Origin of the sequence: Sphingomonas sp. CFBP 13714 (assembly GCF_014842205.1) — a bacterium.
Classification (GTDB): Bacteria; Pseudomonadota; Alphaproteobacteria; order Sphingomonadales; family Sphingomonadaceae; genus Sphingomonas; species Sphingomonas aerolata.
On the sequence record NZ_JACYVG010000012.1, the window covers coordinates 1 to 18081 of the forward strand.

The window sequence follows — 18081 nt, forward strand, 5'->3', positions numbered from 1 at the left end:
GCTTGGAGCACGTAGCAGCGGCCGTCGCTCAATGAGAGGGTGACTGGCAAAAAACCGGACGACCATGCCGCAACGACATGTGCTTTGCTCGTTTCGGCTATCGCAAATGCGCCAACAACCTTGGCATGGCCCACGGCCGAGCCACGCAGGTAGAGTGGATCGACGTGGATCAGGCTCCATAACGCCGTATCAGGGATGCGGGTTAATGGCGGCGCACTGGGGTCTGAGGGCACCGCGACACCTGGTCGTAACCCCCCGCCACTGTAGCCAGCGGGCGGGACGAGCTGCGCATGAGCGCTGATCGCAGCGGCTGCTATCGTGATTCCCGAAATTGCGCGGGTACATACCGATGCCTTGTTCTTCATCTGCTAATCCCTGACCCGCGTAGCTTACGACTGTACCGGCAAAGAGCGAGCTGGCATGCCGATCGCCAGCTTGATGCAAAATTCACGGGTTTTGCATCAACGAAAGAACGGCAGGGCACCTTGGGTTCCGCCGATGCTGAAGATCGATGCACCCAATACACCCGTTTCATAACCAGTTTCCTGGGGTGTGGACGCGAAAGCACCCAGTCTGCTTTCCACCAAGTCGCGACGATCGGAGCGGCCTAAGATGGTGGTGAGCGGACCGTCCGCTTTCGGGGGCAAATAGGAAAGTGACGTTGTTTTAACTGCCTTCCTTCTCGCAACCAACAAGATCAAAAAATTGCCTGTCGAGGAAGGCGGTGTCTTTGGAACCCGCCGCGTCCCGGAAAAGCATATGAGCCGGAGCAGGTTCTCCCCGCTTCGGAACGTGATTGATCAGATTATACATGATATCGGTTCCGATATATTGCCTGTCTCCGTATGGACGAGGCCCCCCATCCGGACTTGGCGGCTGCCAGCCTTTGGCGGTAACGTCTTCCGTAGACGCAACATTTTGAAGCCCGTTCGAACCACCGTTCCACGGCAGCCACCAAAAGGTCTTCCTTAATTCTTTATGCTGGACTGCTATCGCAACATGGCTTGGCCAATCTGGACCGCTGTCGACTGGGTGAAAGTAGGCAGTTACGCGTGGATCGTGGCGCAAAACATAGTGTGCCTGCTCAACGGGGCAGGCAACTACCGTAGCTGCCGCAAGTGCCAACATGCCAATCATTGCGACAGTCTCTGCCCCCAATTTTCAAGCGTAAAGGCAGACCTTTATGGTTTTCAGTGTTTGACTATATTTGTATAAATTACATTACAAGCAATATGCCGCGATTTAATAGTTACCTCTTTGGCCTAACGTCAGATAACTGTGAGGCACGGGTTTAGTCTACCTCCGACTATCATCTCGAATATGCCTTCGCCAGGGTCAGACCCAAAACGAAAAAAATAATTGTGGCCCTTCGCCAATGCTTTGGCCCTCGCTTTAATTATCCATCCATCAAACACCTCACCGTAAGCTATGAGACGCCCTGCTACTTGGGCCTCGCGTTTGTGTTCGATGGTGTGATAGGGAACGTATGTCTCCCACACCGGATCTTTCCATCTCTCAATCACTTGGATGCTGGAAATATGAGGGGTCACCGTCCACCAAAATCGTTTTGCTGGTTTGATCTGGAAAGCGAGCCGTTTGCCAAGGAGGCAGGGTTCAACATCGATCCGCGGCTGAGAGCAGCTCGCAAGTAAAGTAGCAGCCACTAAAGCCCTCGCCCACCTCATTGCACGATAACGCATATGTTAGGTCGACATCCTAGCTAAATTAACAACCGGTTTGTTTCGAGCAATTCAAAGACCCAATAAACTGGTATGTATTGGGCGTTAGCCGCCGAAGCCTTCGCGCCAATGATCCTCGTCTACCGGGTAAGGATCGATGGTGAAGCCATCCGGATGGTTACAAAACCCAGGCGCTTGCCGCAGCCTCTTTGCCGCCGCCTCGGCTCGCGACGGAGAACTGTAGACGCCGATCAGCTTGGCGTCCTCGGCGTGCTCATCGTCAGAGCGAACGTAGTGCAAGACGTAAGCGGTTTCCATGGTGGCAGCTTATGCATCAATCCGTATGTCCGCTATCGAGAACAGACATGGGGTGGCTGGACGTCCGGCATTGGGCGGGAGCGGACATAGGCTCGTCGCATAAGTGCTAAGTTTTGCAACAGTTGAAGCAACTACCGGCCTTCAGATGCTCGATCGTCGCATAACTCGGTTGCAGAACGAACCAGTTTCAAGACACATTTTGCGACGCTTAGTTTAGAGATAAATGCCGGGAGGCACGGCGGGGCAGGATAGGCGGCTAGCGGATATGCTCCACCTTAAGTCCTCTAACCTTTACTTTTTTCCACTCCCGGTCGGCAGTAAGCGCGGGAACACCAAGCTGCATCGCGAGCGCTAGACAGGAACGATCACCGAGGCCGCGCCCAAACTCCTTCGTTTGAATGTGCAGGCCAGCGGCCGCGTACGCTGCCTCCACATCGTGCGAACGTACATCGAGACGAAGCTCGTCTAAGAGCTCGCGGATGGTGGCCGCGTCCAAACCGCTAAGCAGGAGCTCCTTGATGACCTCCTGTAGATTCACGGCCGAGATCGCTGATCGTCCGACGTGCGGTGTGACCTTGTCAGCGCCTGGCTCATCCCGAACCAGTGCCAGCACCGCAGATGCATCCATTACAACAGATGTCATGCGGGATTTTCCTGCAGGTCCGAATGGGAAGGCTCGCCTGCCTCCGCGACGGCCTCTGCCTTACGATCAGACAGAAAGTCGTCGACTGTTCGGGTCTGCTTGGCATGCTCTCGATAAAGGGCCTGAGCTCGAGAAACCCCGTGACCAATCGGGGACAGGCGGACCTGATCGTCCTCAACCGTCAAGATAACCTTCGCATCTCCATGGAGGCCCATCGCTTTGCGAACCGATGCGGGCAGAACCATCCGACCGTTACTGGCTACTTTAACGTCTATGGACTGCGTGGCCATGGCGGCGCTTCTCCCTAATGCCTCTGCGGATCCTATGCCACTTCACGCAATATGACACAATGCCAGCTGTAGCATTGGGCTGCCCCTCTCACGTTAGCTTGTTTATTCTGGGTATACCCTGAGTAAGCATGTGGTTTGAACACAAATCCCGTTCACACAGGGTCGGTAACAGCGAAATTGAACACCTTATTCAGGAGGTCTAGACCCTGCTCGCACACATAGGCGTCTGGCTTACCGGCGTGGATCGCGAGGCCGGCCTATGCCTTCAGAGGGCGATCGTCGGATTTGTAGTCGATGGAATGAGCGTCGGCACGCATTGCCTGTTTGACGTTCGGTTCGCGGCTGCCATCAGATCAACGTCATCTAGATCGCGGCAATCGATCCACCATTTGGCGTCAGTGACCCGAAGGCAAGCGTTACAGTCGGCGTCGCTGTTTGGGTTGGTTAGCGCTGCGAGCCGCTTGTTCCTGACCGTCGACGCCCAGCTGATTTGCCGATCAGTCCCAGTCAGCGGCGGAAGAACAAGGTGTGAGACAGCGGCGCTGCTTAACGCTGCCGCGGCGACCTCCTCAGCCCGCTTCTCCGCAACGAAGCAGTCACGACAGGTAGTCGTCTTCAGCCACTTGGCCTTACGTTCCTGCTGGCTTTCAAAGCCGGAGAGATGATGAGCCTGCTCATGACCGCAGGCATGAATGATCCGATGTTCCATGGCATGGATGATGCTCGCTAGCAGTTTGCGCGCAACGCCAATGAGTCAGATTGATTCAGAATCGCGGCCAGTGGCTGACGACTGAACGGGACAAAGGTCCAGCCAACTAAGCTGGCGCAACGCCGTCAGCGTTCACCAGATCCGGGCCAACCAATGTGCCGATGAGCCGGACGCGCTTCTCTACCAGATCTACGGGGGTTCGATGCAGCTCCAACTCGTAGCGGCCACCGACATCGCGGCGAAGATAGAAGGCTCCGCCATCGCGGACCAAGGTGCCTATCTCATTGATCCTGGTACCAATCGCTACCATCGCTATGTCGTCGCTCCGTTGATGATCATGCAAAATTGTGGGAGATCCTTGGGGCAGCCGATGCTCCTTGGTAGTCCCCGATACTGCTAATTCGTTCCCGACCGGTCTCTAAAGACTGATATTCCGCCGCGCCATTTCAACGAATGCCATATCCCCGATTGGTGAGTGGGGCTCGGCTTTGAAGATGTCGGCCAAATCGAGCAGATCCTCGTTGGAAAGGTCCGCGATCGAGGCTTCGATCTCGGCAAGCTGGCGCACCGCGTGATCGCCGCGATCGGCGACCCGCTTCATTCTTGTCTTGAGCATGCCGCCTTTTATCATAAACGTCGCGGGGGCGGCAGGGGCATCTACGGCCGGTTGGCTGAAGTCATTCGGCCAAAATGCCCGCTATCTGCAGGCGGAAGAAGCTTCACTAATGGAGAACCGCACCGCGTTCTGGCAACAGATCCCAAAGCGGCAGGAACGCACAGCTTCAAAGAGTGAACGGCGCCATCACGGTGCATGCGGACCGTCCGCATTTACGGTAAAACTGGTGGATAGCGGCCCGGCCGTTTTCGGGCGGCGATTGCGGTAAACAGACGTTCGTTCAGACTGTGGGGCAGGGGGCTACCGCCCGCGTTCTGGTGCCTCCCAACCAAATGCTACCCACTTGACTAACTACGGGTATCCCGTACATGCTATCGTATGCAGTCCGTCATCGAAACCAGTGCCTACCTTGCGGCCGCGAAGGACGTTGGCATGAGTGCCGAGGAGCAGCAGATGGTGGTCGATCTGATCGCTGCCAATCCGGAAGCCGGTGAGATCATGCCGGGGTGCGGCGGGGCTCGGAAGTTAAGGGTAGCGCGACCGGGCGGCGGTAAATCTGGCGGGTATCGGGTGATCACCTACTATGCGGGCATGAATGTACCGACGTTCCTGCTGACCGTCTTCGGGAAGAACGAAAAAGCTAACCTGACCAAGGGCGAGCGTAATGCTCTTGCCACTTTTACCAAGACGCTGACCGACAGCCTTAGGAGGAAAAAATGAAGAGTGCCTTCGACAAGATCGCAGCCGGCCTCAGTGACGCTATCGCTCATGCCAACGGGGAAACGGGTCACGCAAGGGTAGCGGCACCCATCGATGTGGCGGCGATCCGCAAACGTACGGGTAAGACACAGGATCAGTTTGCCCGCGCATACCATCTCCCGCTGGGTACAGTGCGGGACTGGGAGCAAAGCCGCAGCCAGCCAGATGCGCCGGCGCGAGTCCTATTGTCGCTGATCAAAGCCGAACCAGAGACCATCGAGCAACTCGTTCAGCGGGCGTAGCGTCCTGAACAAGAACGCAATGACGATGATGTTTGCCAGCAGAACGGCCAAGTGGCGGCAGCGTTCGGCACGTAGGCCAGAAGTTACCGAAAGAGCCCTATGCTACGCCTAATCCACACCGCAGACTGGCAGCTAGGTAAGCCGTACGGTCGCTTTGATAGTGATGTCCGCGCAGCACTTAGCGAAGCGCGCTTCGATGCGATCGATGCGATCGGCAAGGCCGCGGCCGAGCATGACGCTGCGCATGTCTTGGTCGCTGGCGACGTCTTCGATACCGAGGGTCCAGAAGATCGCGTCATTGTGCAGGCAGTGTCACGGATGCAGCGATATGCCTGCACGTGGTGGCTGCTCCCCGGCAATCACGACTTCGCCCGCAACAGCGGTCTTTGGGACCGTGTCCGCGCCAAAGGGGCGGCGAACATCCGCGTCATCACCGAGCCCGTGCCATGCGAGCTGGAACCTGGACACTGGCTTTTGCCGGCACCACTCACGCACCGGCACAATCTTGATGACCCGACGGCCTTGTTCGACACGATGGAGACGCCGGGCGCGACACTGCGCATTGGCTTGGCCCATGGTTCGATCCGTGATTTTTCGTCGCGCGGTGAGGCGCAAAACCAGATCGCTCCCGATCGCGCACAGCGCTCCAGCCTAGACTATCTGGCGCTCGGTGACTGGCACGGAGCGCTGCGGGTCGATTCACGAACCTGGTATTCCGGCACACCGGAGAAAGATCGGTTCCAGCGAGACGAACCGGGATATGCCTTGCTCGTGGCGCTGGAGCAAGGCGTGGAGCCGATCGTGTCACCGATCCGCACGGGCAAGTTCCAATGGCTGATGCGGGATTGGACGATCCCTGACGCGGACGGCTTTGCCGCCGAGTGCGATCGGCTGCTTGGCCCGATCGAACCGTCGGCAACGCTCCTGCAGCTGTCGCTTGCCGGCATCGTCAGCCTGTCCGACCGGATCACGATCCTTGGCAAGCTGGACAATGACCTACGCCATCGCCTTCGGCATCTGGCGGTTGCGGCAGACGACCTGGTGGGTCGGCCAAGCGAGCAGGACCTGGCGGATCTGCAGGTAGAGGGGATGATCGGAACGGCTGCCGCAAAGCTGATGCGCATGATCGAGGCCGGCGGTACCGACGGGGTCACGGCCAAGCGGGCGCTCGAGCGCCTCTTCGTGGAATATCAGCGCGGACAGGACGCAGCATGAGCCTCAAGATCCGGCGCATCGCGCTGGCCAACTTCCGTAAGTTCCGTGAGCCGTTCGTCCTCGACGGGCTCACTGACGGCTTGAACGTCATCATCGAGCCCAACGAGACCGGCAAGTCGACACTGCTGGAAGCCATGCGCGCGGCCTTCTTCATTCGGCACAACACAGCCAACCGGCTGGCGCGGAGCTATGCGCCGCACGGCGAGGCCGTCGCCCCGCAGATCGAGGTCGGCTTCGAGGCGCGAGGCGAGGACTGGCAGGTTAATAAGCGCTTCCTGAAAGGTGCGTCGGTCGAGGTGCGTGGACCAAACGGCCGTGCACAAGGCGAAGATGCTGAAGCTCAGCTGCAGGCATTGCTCGGCGCGCGCCGTGACACGAGCCAAGCCGGCGACGCGGCCGCTCACGGTGCGCTGGGGCTGCTTTGGGTAGGGCAGGCGCAGGCGCTCGAAGTCACGGCCCCGGGCGATATCGTCCGCGATAGCGTGCGTGCGACGCTAGAGGCTGAGGTTGGCACGATCATGGGCGGCGCAGCCTACCAGCGTGTCCGGCCCCGGATCGACAGCCAGTTCGCAGACTATTGGACTAACACCGGCCGGCCTAGCGGTCGCCAGACGACGGCACGTACCGAGCATGACGCTGCCGAGAGCGTTGCGACCGAGGCGGCCGCCCGGCTCGCCGCCCTTGAACAAGGGTTCTCCGATCTCGAGGCCGCTTGGGCTAGGCTGAAAGTGTTGGACCGTGATCTTGCCGATACGACGGACGCAGATCGGCGAAAGGCTCTCGTTGGTCAGATCGACGTGGCGCGGTCTGCTGCGCAGTTGCGCGATACTAGGCTGGCCGAGCGAGGCCGCCTTGCTGATCAGGTTAGGGGACTGGAGGACCTCACCGCGCGTCTCGCTGATGCTCGGAAGGCTGTCAGTGACACGGCCGCAGCACTTGGCAAGGCGCGTGAGAAACGATCCGGCCTGGAAGAGGAATTGACCAGCACGCGTGAGCAAGCGGGTACGGCGCGTGATAGGCTGGCGACGGCCCGCGACGATAGGCGCAAGGCGCATGCCGCACTTGATGCTGGCAACAAATGCGTTGCGGCGCGAGCACGTCAAATTGAGATCACGCAGGTACGCCAGCGGCATGCTGAGCTGCTGCCCCTCGAAGCCGAACTGGAGGCAGCGCGCGAACTCGGTACGACCGTGATCCCCTCCAGCGTCATCAAGACGCTGGAGGAACGCGAACGTGCCGTCGACAAGGCGCGCGCGGCAGTCGAGGCGGGCGCGACCCGGATCGAGTTCGCGGGCGATGTCAGCGGTGTTCGGATCGACGGAAGGCCGGTCGAGCGCGGTGACCAGACGCTATCGCGTGAGACGCGCATCCAGCTTGGCGAGGCTGAGTTAATCATCCGACCGCCAGCTGGGCTGCAAAGCGCCGAAACGGCGCTCGCCAACGCCCGCGATGACCTGGGCGCCGCGTTGGCCGACTACGGGGTGACAAGTGTCGCTGACGCGCGGTCACGTAATGAGGTTGCACGTGATGCTGTCGCCAACGTGCGGACGCTTGAAGCGCAGATATCTGGAATCACGCCGCCCGTGGCGCTGCTCGGTCTCGACGCCGGTGCTTCGGCCCTGAAGACCTTCATGGCAGGATTGCCGGAAAGCACTGAAGGGGAGGGCAGTGAGAAAGGACCGGACGTCGACGAGTTGAGCGTGATCGCGGCGGAGGCGGATTGCGCGCTCGCAAGGGCGGAGGGCGTCGATGAGGCGGCGTCTGCGCAACTGCGCGAGCTGGAAGCGCGCAATGCGCCGCTGATGGTTCAGGCGGCTAGCGCAGAGCGTGATGCTGCCAACGCCGTAGCGCAGCTGGCTGCTTTGGAAGGCAAGCCTGAGGTAGATCGTCTGGATGAGGCTATGCTGGAGGCACGTCAGCGAGAAGCTGCTGCGCTGGTTCGTCTGCAGGATGCCGAACGTGCTGCGACAGCGCATGATGTAGCGGTGATCGAACGCCAGATCGGGGTGTTGGACAAACGTATCGAGGTCGCCCGGACGCAGCGGATCGATCTGGAGAAGGTGGTCGCCGGGCTCGAGGCCCGGATTGAGGCGGAAGGCGGCAAGGGACTGGCGGACCGCGCTGCTGCTGCGCGAGAAGAAGCGGATGCTGCGGCCGCCAACCTGGCGCGCGTGACGCAGGAGGCGGAAACGCTGAAGCTGCTTCGCGACACGCTGGAAGGTGCACGTGCAGAGACCTCACGGACGTTCGTCGGGCCCGTCGCCCGGCGGGCGCGTCGGCACATCGAGCGGCTCCTGCCCGGCTGCGATCCTAGCTTTGGGGATGATCTAGGCCTGACATCAATCATGCGTAGCGGGCTAGGTGAAAATTGCGGTGACCTTTCCCGTGGCACCCAGGAGCAGCTTTCGGTGCTCACTCGGCTGGCCTTCGCGGACATGCTGCTGGAGCAGGGTTTACCAGTGTCGCTGATCCTCGACGACCCGCTCGTCTATTCGGACGATGCCCGCCTCGATCTGATGACCGAGATCCTGACCGACGCGGCGTCGCGAATGCAGGTGATTCTGCTGACCTGCCGTGACCGCGCGTTCCGACATCTTGGAAACAGGGTAAACCTAATCGGAGCTCGGTGAAAACGACGACTGGAAGCCCGGTGGTAGAGATTGAAGCGTCCGCTTTCCGGCAGCGATCGTGCTAAGCGGACGTCTGTTCAGACGGGGCCACCGTTACATTTTCGAGCGCTAATGGTAGATGGCAACGACTGCTTTTGAGCACGAACCGGCACACTCGGTGGTTTGCTCAAACTCCTTTGCTCGAGGCGCCAGTCCATCGGATCGATTTAGTTGAAACCTCACTTGCTTCGGCCACGGGACGCAATCATTCTGGCCGTACAGGGGAGGAGAAATGGCCAAGGATCTGATGAGTTGGGCTGCGGAGCAGCCTGACTGGGTAAATGACAGCCTTCGTCGGATCGCTGCGGCGGCAGATCATTCTATTGCGCAGACGGATGCCGACTGCATCCTCGACAACGTGCGTGCTGCGGCCGGTGCCAGCTCTTCACCCCACCCCATGACTGCAATCGACGCCTCGCAACTCGGTGGCCCCTCGGGCGAGACGCGGCGGACGGTGCTTGCGCAGCTAGGTCCCGTGCAGAACATAGACCGCCTAGCCGGTGGTCAGAAGTTGCGCATGGCCGGTGTGGGCATCACTCTAGTGTATGGGGAAAACGGGAGCGGGAAAAGCGGCTACACCCGCATAGCCAAGCGGCTGTGCCGGAGCCTAACGTCGGATCAGCTGAGGGGGAATGTCTTCGACGCCGGCGGCGGACCTATGCGGGTGCATGTGCGCTACCAGGTCGGCGACGATGCGGTGACCGAGCTCGAGTGGGATCCCGCGACACCGCCTCCATCACAACTCCGCCAGATCTCTGTGTTCGACAGTCATAACGCCCGGCTCTACGTCGATAGCGGCAACAGGATCGCCTATCTGCCCCGCGAGCTCGCAATCCTCGAACACCACGGCGAGCTGTGCCAGCGGATGGCCGCGAAATTTTTGGCGGACGAGAAGGTGCTCACGCCGCGGCTGCGCGTCGGGCTGCCGGCCGGATACACCCCGGGTAGCGTAGTCGCATTAACCCTCGCCAAGCTGGACTCCAGGGCCCCCTCGCTGCCCACCGAGGACGAGATCCGCAGACTGTCCGAGTTGAGCCAGCCGGACCTCGCTGAGCTTGCCCGCCTCGAAGCCGAGCTCGCCGCAGATCCGGTGGCGCTGGCGGCGACGCGTCGCCGCGCCGTCACTGTGCTAACGCGCGTAGGCCAGGTGCTGGCGACCCTCCAAGACGGACTCTCGGAGACGGTGGGCGAGACGCTCGCGTCGGCCCGGCGCGAGCTGGGCCAAGCGGTGGAGGCAGAGAGGATCGCAGCGACTGTTAGTTTTGGGGACGAACCTGTCGCGAATGTCGGCGGCGAGTCTTGGCGCATCCTGTTTGAGGCAGCCCGCGAGTTCGCTGCGGCTGGCGTGGAGATACCGCCAGAGCGCCTGCCCGAGACGACCGGCGACCTGTGCCTCCTGTGTCTCGAGCCGCTAACCCCGCCGGGCGCTGCGCGGCTCGCCCGGTTCAATGACTTCGTGAGCGGCGAAGCTACGAAGCGCGCCGACGTCGCGCGCGATACCCTGAAGAAGCTCTTGGCGCAGGTCGAGCAGGTCAAGGTGCCTGAGGCAACCGTCGTCGAAGAGACCCTGTCTGGATACGGACAGCTCGACGCGACCAGGGCTGCGGCCGTGGTCGACCTCCTCAAGGGGCTGGCCGGATTTGAGGCAAGGCGCGCTGCACTTCTGAACGAGACGGCGACGCCGGCACCTACGCCGGATGTTACTGGCCTCGTAGATACAGTCGCGGCGGAACTCACACGCCTCGAGGCCGAGGCTGCGTCGCTCCAGCGGAGCGCTTCGCACACCGAGGCGCTTGACGCCATGCGGACACGGCTGGCCGAACTCCAAGATCGGGCCAAGCTCGGGAATGACCTCGAGACGGTGCTCCAGCGACTGCGTGACGTCTCGGAGCAGAAGTTGCTGACGGTTTGTCAGGCGCGGGTAGCCACGCGGTCGATCTCGACGCAGATCACCGCCCTACGCAAGCAGCTCGTGACCGAGGAGCTCGAACGAAGGATCGCAGAGGAGATCGCCGCGCTCGGCCTGACCCACCTCCCGTTCAAGGTTAGCGACTCCAGCTCCGGTGGGAAGAGCCTCTTCTCAGTTGGCCTGCACGGCGCCGGCGCGGTGAAGAACAACCAGGTGCTGTCAGAAGGCGAGCAGCGGGCGCTGGCGCTCGCGTGCTTCTTAGCCGAGATCGGAGGCGACGACGCGCGCTACGGAATTCTTGTAGATGATCCCGTCTCTTCGCTTGACCATCTGCGTATTCGCAAAGTCGCGCACCGTCTCGTGACCGAAGCGAAGAAGGGACGGCAGGTGATCATCTCCACGCACAACCTGGTGTTCTTTAACGAGGTGATATCGGAGGCCGCCAGAGCAGGAGACGGCGCACCGCTGGTTAAGTCAGTCGTCGCTAAGACCCAATCCGAGGGCTTCGGCGTGATCCGGGAGAACCGCGAGCCCTGGGTTGCCGACCTCGGCGCGCGGATCGAGACGCTGAGGCTACGCGCGAAGAAGCTTAAATCCCTGACTGACTTTGACACGGACGAATACCGGCGGCAGGCGAAGGACTTCTACTCTGATCTGCGCGAATCTTGGGAACGGGCGGTCGAGGAGGTGGTCTTCGCGAAGACGGTTGTAAGGTTCGTGCCGGACGTGATGACGGGTAGGCTTAAGGAGGTGACCGTCACTGACGAAGACTACCGGACGATCTTCTTCGCGATGAAGCGGGCCTCGGAACGTTCAGGCCACGACATGTCAGCCGGCCGCGACATCCCGCAGCCGTCCCCGGACGAGATGGAGGCCGACCTTACGGTGCTCGATAATTTCAGAATCGAGCTCGGCAAGCGGCGGAAGGCGACGTTTGCAACGCGTTCCGCTCTCGAGAATCCTGTAGGCGCGACGCTGCTATAGGTGAGGCACTTGTCCGCTGGAGTTATAGTCATCAGGACGGCGGGTTTTGCCACTCTGGTCTGAAATTTTGAATAAAAACAATCGCGGAGTGATTTGTGGCGACGCGCCCGAACTTGGCAAATTTGCGCGCAAGCTCGTAAGTGCGCGCCTACTGCCTACGTGTGAGGCTGGCGATGAATTTTCCAAGACGTCGCTCGATCCGAACTCAGCGTAGAGGACGCTTTGCGCATCCGTTAATCAGCGAACGAAACCCGCTGAATCGATTGCAGGAGTTTGCGGCGCCCAAATCACTACCTTGAACGAATGTCTGTTTTGGGCCGCACAAGTAGGCCCTGAATGATTCGGAATGGGGCCTGGCGCCTCGCCAGCAACGCTAACGCTTGGTGGATAGCGGCCTGCCCGCTTTCGAGCGGCCCGTTGCGGTAAGCTGCCATTCGTTCAGGCGGCCGGGCAGGGGCGCGAACGGCGGCTTCCTGGTAGAGAGCGGAATAACGTTCTCAGTTGGGACCTACAGCAGAGCGGATGTGTATTTTCTAATCTGAAGATCGCAAATTTCAACTTACGATAGTTAAGTTAACTCGCTTCCGTCCCGATAGCAGTAGGCTGCGATGATAGGCGGTAGCCCGTTTACGGCGGCCGTCGTCGGCAATTGCGAGCCAAGCCATCGCCTCAGCAACGCGAGTGCCCGGCTCGAGGGGAATCCGCGCCAACTCAATGTCGAACGGTGCAAAATAGGCGGGTTGACCTTGCCATTCGGTAAGGCGGTGCCTTGCTTGCTCGATCGACCAACCGTAAAGGTGGATACCAAGATCGACGAGCGCGCGGGCGACGCGGAAAAGGAGCCAGTGGGTGTGCCCGAGCGCATCGTGAGGATCGCCGTATGTGCCGGCTTTCTCCGCGAGTTGCTCAGCGTAGATGCCCCAGCCTTCGACAAAGGATGACGCGTATTCGATGCGGAGCGGGTGGGGCGGGGTGATACCTTCCAGACCCAGTTGGATCATATGGCCCGGCAGCAATTCGTGTGCCACGACGCTGGGGAACGTCCAGCGCGGGCGACGGCAAATATCCTTTAGATCGACGACATATGCGCCGGCGCGAGTCGGAGTTGGGACCTCTCGATAGCCGCCGCGGCCAGCGGCGATCTCCTCTGTGGATAACGCGCGGGCGCTGGCGTTCAGGCACCAGGGAGGGAGCTCGCCGAACGCCGTCGGGATTTTTGCTCGCGCGGTGGCGAGCATGCTGTTCATGTCGCCAATTGCGTCGGCACGGCCAGCGTTAGTGTCCGGATAGAGAAAGCGCTCGTTCTGCCAGAGTTTGGCATAGCGCGCCGCGACCGTCCCTTTGGGCGCGCCAATCCGATCGAACAGGTACGTGGCACGGGCGTGGAGGCGGTTCAGCTCGACAAAGAGTCGACGTTCCGCATAGGCTGGCGTCATGGTGCCGAGCGAGCGTTGCAGTTGTAGCGCGTACCAGTCCGCGCCGCCCTTGAACCGTCCGACCCCGGGAGCGGATGGTGCGATGTCGCGGAGACTTTCGAGCGCGGCGATCTGTCGTTCGATCGCGGGATCTGGGAGCGCCGCCCGGAGAGCGTCGACCGTGCGATCGAGAGACAGGCGGGGAGCGACGATGCCTGCTTTGGCGTCGGCGAGGATTGCGGTGGTGTCTGCGTCAATCCTGGCTTGAACCGGACGTGCCGCCTTCCAGGCGCCGGTCGTAGGGGTGACGCGGTAAGGGCTGCGTCCGGTGCGGCCGAACGTGGACCGCGCGATGGCGGCGTCGACCGCCAAACCGGCTCGCGTTGTGATCAGATCAAGGCGGCCACCGGGCTGCAAGGCGTGTGGGTCGAAGGGGGCGAGAAGACGGAGTGCTTCGTCTGGATCGGTCGCCGCGGCCGCGTCGAGCGCTTGGCGTAGAGACGAGGCGGTCTGGGCGTGCACGTTAAAAGGGAAGAACACTGATGACGCCAGCCCAGCGAGCATATTCCTGCGGTTTGGCGTCATCCCACATACTCGCGTTCGCCGTGAGCCAAGTCGAATGGCGTGACCCAAGGGAGGTGTGCTTCGACTTCGCTCAGCGCGAACGGGGTGGGAGCGGTCACGCTACCGACGGAGCAGGCGTCGGGAAATTGGCGAAGCGTCATGGAGTGCGCATCATCGGGTCAATGCCACGCTGTTGTTGGCTTGGGTGATCTCGGGCTCGTCTCCGGTAAGCGCGACGCGGATGGCCAGCGTCGCGGGATCGAGGCGGGACGGGACCGCAAGTTTCACAGTCGCGGTTTTGGGCTTGAGATCGAGCGGTGCGGCTAGCGGGGGGATGCGCGTGGTGGCGACGACCTTGCCCGTCGCGTCGATCAATTCCGCATGGCCGCCTTTTGTGTCCTTCGCGCCAAGGCTGTGGACGGTGATCGCTGCGCTCCGACCCCTCATGACCACGTCGTCCGTGCCGATGCCGAGGTCCCCGCGCTCGTCTACTGGAGTGCCCGGCTCGATCAGCGCGAAGTCGAACACCGTGGTGCCGGGCGCGAACGTCACGTCAGTGCTGGCGCTGCGTTCGAGCGTCATGGTCTGCGCAGCGCCGATCGGTGTGAGCGTCTTGCCGCCGTCGCCGCTGGTCGACGCCTGCATCGACCAGCGGCCGGCGGTGACGGTCCAAGTCGACATCGTCGCGCGCTGGGCGTGATCGGTGGTGTTGTAGCCGATCACCCGGAACCTGGTCGGTGTCGCGTCCGGGAGCAGGAGCGCAACGCGTGTTGCGGCGCCTAGCTCGGCGAAGCGCCAGCTTACGGTGTTGCCTGGCCAGCTCTGGTTGCGGCGCAGCGCGATGCCTCCGAGGCGCTCGCGTTGGAGGATCTCGCTTGGCTGGTCGACGCGGTCGCTCCACCAATGGCCTTCGGTGTACATGTCCATGTGCTGCGACTTGTCGGCGATCGCATCTGCGTGGAGTGCTTCCAGGGGGGCGGTGTCGCCGGTCGCGGCCCAGGCAGTGTAGCGGGCGAACGGGTCTTGCGATTTGGTGGCGGCTAACTTGGCACGGGCCGCGGCGCCACCGGGAAGTGCGTCGAACGCGTTCTCGTTGAACTCGGCGAGTGCCCCCGCACCCGCCTTGGCGAGGCGTGCTTCGATCGGACGCAGGTATTTCGCATCGCCGGTGTAGCGCCATGCGGCCCAGGTCGCCTGGAGCGAGGTGGTGATGCCGCCGCCGTCGCCGGTGCGCTCGGCGTCGGTGCGCCAGTTGATCTCGTTGGGATAGCTCCAGCTGCTGTCCGGACCCTGTTTGCCATGCGCCATCCAGCCGTCGATCACGCCGGTGACGAGCCCGCGTGCGAGCGGATTGGCGTTGTAGAGGCCGACCAGCATCGGGCCGTGCATAACGGTGAAGGCATAGGGCTTCTGCCATTCCCATGCGCCTTCGCGGTACATCTTCCGCCCGCCATACCAGTTGCTGGCGAAGTGCATGTGCCCGGCGGGGTTCTTGAGTATCACCGTCTGGAGGGCACGCGTGGTGTCCATCAGCCGCTCGATCGCCTTGGGTTCGCCCCAGTTCAGATAGAGGCGTTCGGCGTTGCTGTTCAGGCCCTCCTCGTACGCGTGGAGTTCGTCGGCTGTGATGTAGCCGAGGCCGTTAACGATCATGCCGTTCTTGTAGACCGCATCCGACAGCGCGCGGAGCGAGGCGTTGATCTTGTCGGGCTCGACACCCATCAACGCAAGGCCGGGCCATTGCTGCGTCAGGTCGGTGTCGTCAGAGAGGCCGCCGCCGAAATCACCGTAGGGGACTTGCCGTTCGTCGATCCACCACATGACGAACTCGCGGACACGCTTGAGGTCTTCGAGCTGTCGGAAGGCCCATAGGGGTACACCTGCGGGGGCCACTGGCTGAACGAAGGCGGGAAGGTTTTCTGGCCGATAATTGATGTCCGCCCAATAGGTGCGGGCGCGCGCGTTATCAGGGTCGACGCGAAGCAGGTCGGAGATGTCGGCGAAGAGGCGCTGGTAGAGGCCGGCGCGCTTCGACGCGGTGTGTTCCTCGACGAGAAAACCCCAATTGTCCTTCACTTGCGTCATCCGGTCGGCAACGTGTTCGATAAGGGCGGCGGCGCGAGTTTTGAAGACGAGGCGGATCTTCGCGCCGTTCAGCGCGGCGGCATCGAAGCCCGGCTCAGCGCTGGCTATCGTCAGATACATGCTGTCGTTGGGCAGGATGCGGTCGCGCAGGTCGAGCCAGAGCGTACGTGCTTCGTTCGGGCGGACCGAGACGGAGAGGTCGATCACGTCGCGGCCCGGCCAGATCGGGTCCTTCACGCGGACGTTGAGCGCGATCAGGCCGGCGGCGTTGGGCTCGGCTTTCAGCGCGGGGATGTCGATCGCGAGGCCGTCGAGGCCGTCGTTGAGGTTCTGCCAGCCATAGTCGAACGCGCGTGCCAGCGGGCGGTCGGGAAGCGCGTCGCCGAAGCTCGCCGGGATGAGGATGTGGACGATCGGCGCGGCGTCCTTGCGGCGTACGGGGGCGCCGGATGCGCCGCCGGTGCCTGCGCCGACCGCGGCTTTGAGGCCGACGGAGGGCATCGCGACGACGGTGCTGCGCTCGTCCGAAGCGAAGCGGCCCGCGATGTAGGCGTTGAGGGGCGCGAGGGCGGCAAGGTTGGGAGAGGCGGTTGCGTCGACGGTGTAGGAGAGCTTGAAGCTACCTGCGGGTTCTGCGCCCGCGCCGATGTCGTAGGCCCAGAACTCCTGGATCGGTTGCTCCTGCATCGTGTTGGTGAAGCTGAGCGTGCCGCCGGTGCGGGGGGCGAACTGGTTTACGCTGCGGACCGTGCCTGGAGCACGGGCGCCGATCAGGGCAGTCTTGGTTCCGTCGCCCCAGTCGAGTCGGCCGTACGCGGATCCGCGGATCTCGACGCGGTTGACGCGCTCGCCAGGGGGGATCGTCAGATCGTAGCGCTTGCCGCCTTCGACATAGGTGTTCCAGTCGGGCAGCTCGAAATAATCGTCGCGGCCGGGCAGGCGGGATCGGTTGTAGACGCCGGGCCAGGTCGTCTCGGCGATGCCGTCTACGCCCTTCCACATCCATTGCTTCAGGTCCTTCGCGTCGACGAACTCGACCTTTCGGACGCGCGTTACGTCGGCATCGAGAACGGGCGGTGTGGTCTTGTCCCAGCCGTAGCGGTGAAGCCAAGCCGTGCGTCTGGCGGCGGGGCCGGTCGCCGGGGCGGGGGACGGTTCGCGCTTGTCGGCGAGCGCGGCGACGTCGGAGGCTGTGAGCATGTGGTCGTAGACGCGGATCTCGTCGAGGTCGGAACCGCGCATGAAATTGTAGCGGCTCTGCACTTGGTGCGGCGACATTACCCGACCGGCGAGACCGAACTGGTCGAGGCCGCTGTCGAGGTCGGCCTTCTGGTCCTTCCGCGCGACGAGCTTGCCATCGACGAAGAGCTGCACGCCGACCGTCTCGTCCCAGGCGAACGAGACATGCGACCAGGCGTCGGCGGCGAGCGCTTGCGGTATCGTCCAAGCGACCCGGACTTGTGAAAGGTTGGCGTCGGTGACGAAGGCGTCGAATCCGTGGCCGTTCCAGTCGATCCGCAAGAACGCCATGTCCCAGCTTGAATGGTCCGCGAACCCGGCGCGGAAGATCACGAATGGGGCTTCGCCCACGGGGGTGCGGGCGCGCCAGAAGAACGCGAGCGTGCCGCGGTCGGCGCGGATGTTGCCGGGTGCCTTCCACGCGACGTAACCGTCGTCCGCCCATCGCGCGGCGCCGCCGATCGCGCCATCCGGGGTGACGTCGACGCCGCTGCGGAAATTGGGGACGGGATCACCGGTCGCGTAGTCGGCGGTGAGGCTCTTGTCGGCGGACGCGCGGAAGAGGAGGCCGGTTGCGTCCTGTGCAGCCGCAGTCGTGACGCTGGCGACAGCTAGTGCGAGGACGGACGCCGTGGTGGAACGCTTCACTGCTCTCTCCTTGCAGCCAATCGGCATTGAGCGATCTGGCTAAATCTCACTGCGTCGCAAATGCGCCCCCGCGAACGCGAGGACCCATGCTCGGTCC

Annotated in this window: 15 protein-coding genes; 5 read left to right on the forward strand and 10 right to left on the reverse strand. The window is 62.1% G+C overall.

Annotated elements, in window-relative coordinates; translation table 11 throughout:
• From IFT54_RS18720 to IFT54_RS18750, 8 genes are all read right to left on the reverse strand, one after another.
• A partial coding sequence (locus IFT54_RS18720) for a hypothetical protein (protein ID WP_192071751.1) occupies positions 1–365 on the reverse strand: 365 nt, incomplete at its 3' end.
• A gap of 301 nt (positions 366–666) precedes the next feature.
• Positions 667–1128, reverse strand: a complete 462-nt coding sequence (locus tag IFT54_RS18725; RefSeq protein ID WP_192071752.1) for a hypothetical protein — start codon at positions 1126–1128, stop codon at positions 667–669.
• 656 nt (positions 1129–1784) lie between these two features.
• Complete coding sequence (locus IFT54_RS18730) at positions 1785–1997, reverse strand: DUF7336 domain-containing protein (protein ID WP_192071753.1); 213 nt, start codon at positions 1995–1997, stop codon at positions 1785–1787.
• A gap of 256 nt (positions 1998–2253) precedes the next feature.
• Positions 2254–2640 carry a type II toxin-antitoxin system VapC family toxin gene (locus IFT54_RS18735; protein ID WP_192071754.1) on the reverse strand — a complete coding sequence of 129 codons (387 nt, stop codon included), beginning with the start codon at positions 2638–2640 and terminating at the stop codon, positions 2254–2256.
• Positions 2637–2930: an AbrB/MazE/SpoVT family DNA-binding domain-containing protein gene (locus IFT54_RS18740; protein ID WP_192071755.1), complete on the reverse strand. Its 294-nt coding sequence runs from the start codon at positions 2928–2930 to the stop codon at positions 2637–2639. Before IFT54_RS18740 ends, IFT54_RS18735 begins: the two co-directional genes overlap by 4 nt.
• A 265-nt stretch (positions 2931–3195) precedes the next feature.
• Positions 3196–3639 (reverse strand): hypothetical protein, encoded by a 444-nt coding sequence (locus tag IFT54_RS18745; protein WP_192071756.1) that lies wholly within the window; start codon positions 3637–3639, stop codon positions 3196–3198.
• Between the two features lie 106 nt (positions 3640–3745).
• Complete coding sequence (locus IFT54_RS20640) at positions 3746–3949, reverse strand: DUF5818 domain-containing protein (RefSeq protein WP_132833749.1); 204 nt, start codon at positions 3947–3949, stop codon at positions 3746–3748.
• A gap of 108 nt (positions 3950–4057) precedes the next feature.
• Positions 4058–4255 (reverse strand): hypothetical protein, encoded by a 198-nt coding sequence (locus tag IFT54_RS18750; RefSeq protein WP_192071757.1) that lies wholly within the window; start codon positions 4253–4255, stop codon positions 4058–4060.
• Between the two features lie 378 nt (positions 4256–4633).
• Between IFT54_RS18750 and IFT54_RS18755 the strand changes: the two genes are divergently transcribed.
• The 5 genes from IFT54_RS18755 to IFT54_RS18775 all read left to right on the forward strand — a co-directional run bounded on the left by IFT54_RS18755 (position 4634) and on the right by IFT54_RS18775 (position 12033).
• On the forward strand, positions 4634–4975 hold the full coding sequence (locus IFT54_RS18755) for a type II toxin-antitoxin system RelE/ParE family toxin (protein ID WP_031393557.1): 342 nt from the start codon (positions 4634–4636) through the stop codon (positions 4973–4975).
• Positions 4972–5256 carry a helix-turn-helix domain-containing protein gene (locus tag IFT54_RS18760; RefSeq protein ID WP_031393558.1) on the forward strand — a complete coding sequence of 95 codons (285 nt, stop codon included), beginning with the start codon at positions 4972–4974 and terminating at the stop codon, positions 5254–5256. Before IFT54_RS18755 ends, IFT54_RS18760 begins: the two co-directional genes overlap by 4 nt.
• 99 nt (positions 5257–5355) lie before the next feature.
• Positions 5356–6471: a metallophosphoesterase family protein gene (locus IFT54_RS18765; RefSeq protein WP_192071758.1), complete on the forward strand. Its 1116-nt coding sequence runs from the start codon at positions 5356–5358 to the stop codon at positions 6469–6471.
• On the forward strand, positions 6468–9101 hold the full coding sequence (locus IFT54_RS18770; RefSeq protein ID WP_192071759.1) for an AAA family ATPase: 2634 nt from the start codon (positions 6468–6470) through the stop codon (positions 9099–9101). Before IFT54_RS18765 ends, IFT54_RS18770 begins: the two co-directional genes overlap by 4 nt.
• 271 nt (positions 9102–9372) lie before the next feature.
• Positions 9373–12033, forward strand: coding sequence for an AAA family ATPase (locus tag IFT54_RS18775; protein WP_192071760.1), 2661 nt, complete (start codon positions 9373–9375; stop codon positions 12031–12033).
• 554 nt (positions 12034–12587) lie between these two features.
• Here IFT54_RS18775 and IFT54_RS18780 read toward each other — a convergent pair.
• Both IFT54_RS18780 and IFT54_RS18785 read right to left on the reverse strand, forming a co-directional pair.
• Entirely contained in the window at positions 12588–14012 is a 1425-nt protein-coding gene (locus IFT54_RS18780; protein ID WP_192071761.1) for a DUF885 family protein, read from the reverse strand.
• A 171-nt stretch (positions 14013–14183) separates the two neighbouring features.
• Positions 14184–18011, reverse strand: a complete 3828-nt coding sequence (locus IFT54_RS18785; protein ID WP_192071762.1) for a LamG-like jellyroll fold domain-containing protein — start codon at positions 18009–18011, stop codon at positions 14184–14186.
• Positions 18012–18081: the final 70 nt, after the last annotated feature.

Coding starts and splice junctions, on each gene's coding strand:
- IFT54_RS18725 (WP_192071752.1), bottom strand. CDS start 1,128: ATGTTGGCACTTGCGGCAGCTACGGTAGTTGCCTGCCCCGTTGAGCAG.
- IFT54_RS18730 (WP_192071753.1), bottom strand. CDS start 1,997: ATGGAAACCGCTTACGTCTTGCACTACGTTCGCTCTGACGATGAGCAC.
- IFT54_RS18735 (WP_192071754.1), bottom strand. CDS start 2,640: ATGACATCTGTTGTAATGGATGCATCTGCGGTGCTGGCACTGGTTCGG.
- IFT54_RS18740 (WP_192071755.1), bottom strand. CDS start 2,930: ATGGCCACGCAGTCCATAGACGTTAAAGTAGCCAGTAACGGTCGGATG.
- IFT54_RS18745 (WP_192071756.1), bottom strand. CDS start 3,639: ATGGAACATCGGATCATTCATGCCTGCGGTCATGAGCAGGCTCATCAT.
- IFT54_RS20640 (WP_132833749.1), bottom strand. CDS start 3,949: ATGGTAGCGATTGGTACCAGGATCAATGAGATAGGCACCTTGGTCCGC.
- IFT54_RS18750 (WP_192071757.1), bottom strand. CDS start 4,255: ATGCTCAAGACAAGAATGAAGCGGGTCGCCGATCGCGGCGATCACGCG.
- IFT54_RS18755 (WP_031393557.1), top strand. CDS start 4,634: ATGCAGTCCGTCATCGAAACCAGTGCCTACCTTGCGGCCGCGAAGGAC.
- IFT54_RS18760 (WP_031393558.1), top strand. CDS start 4,972: ATGAAGAGTGCCTTCGACAAGATCGCAGCCGGCCTCAGTGACGCTATC.
- IFT54_RS18765 (WP_192071758.1), top strand. CDS start 5,356: ATGCTACGCCTAATCCACACCGCAGACTGGCAGCTAGGTAAGCCGTAC.
- IFT54_RS18770 (WP_192071759.1), top strand. CDS start 6,468: ATGAGCCTCAAGATCCGGCGCATCGCGCTGGCCAACTTCCGTAAGTTC.
- IFT54_RS18775 (WP_192071760.1), top strand. CDS start 9,373: ATGGCCAAGGATCTGATGAGTTGGGCTGCGGAGCAGCCTGACTGGGTA.
- IFT54_RS18780 (WP_192071761.1), bottom strand. CDS start 14,012: ATGCTCGCTGGGCTGGCGTCATCAGTGTTCTTCCCTTTTAACGTGCAC.
- IFT54_RS18785 (WP_192071762.1), bottom strand. CDS start 18,011: ATGCCGATTGGCTGCAAGGAGAGAGCAGTGAAGCGTTCCACCACGGCG.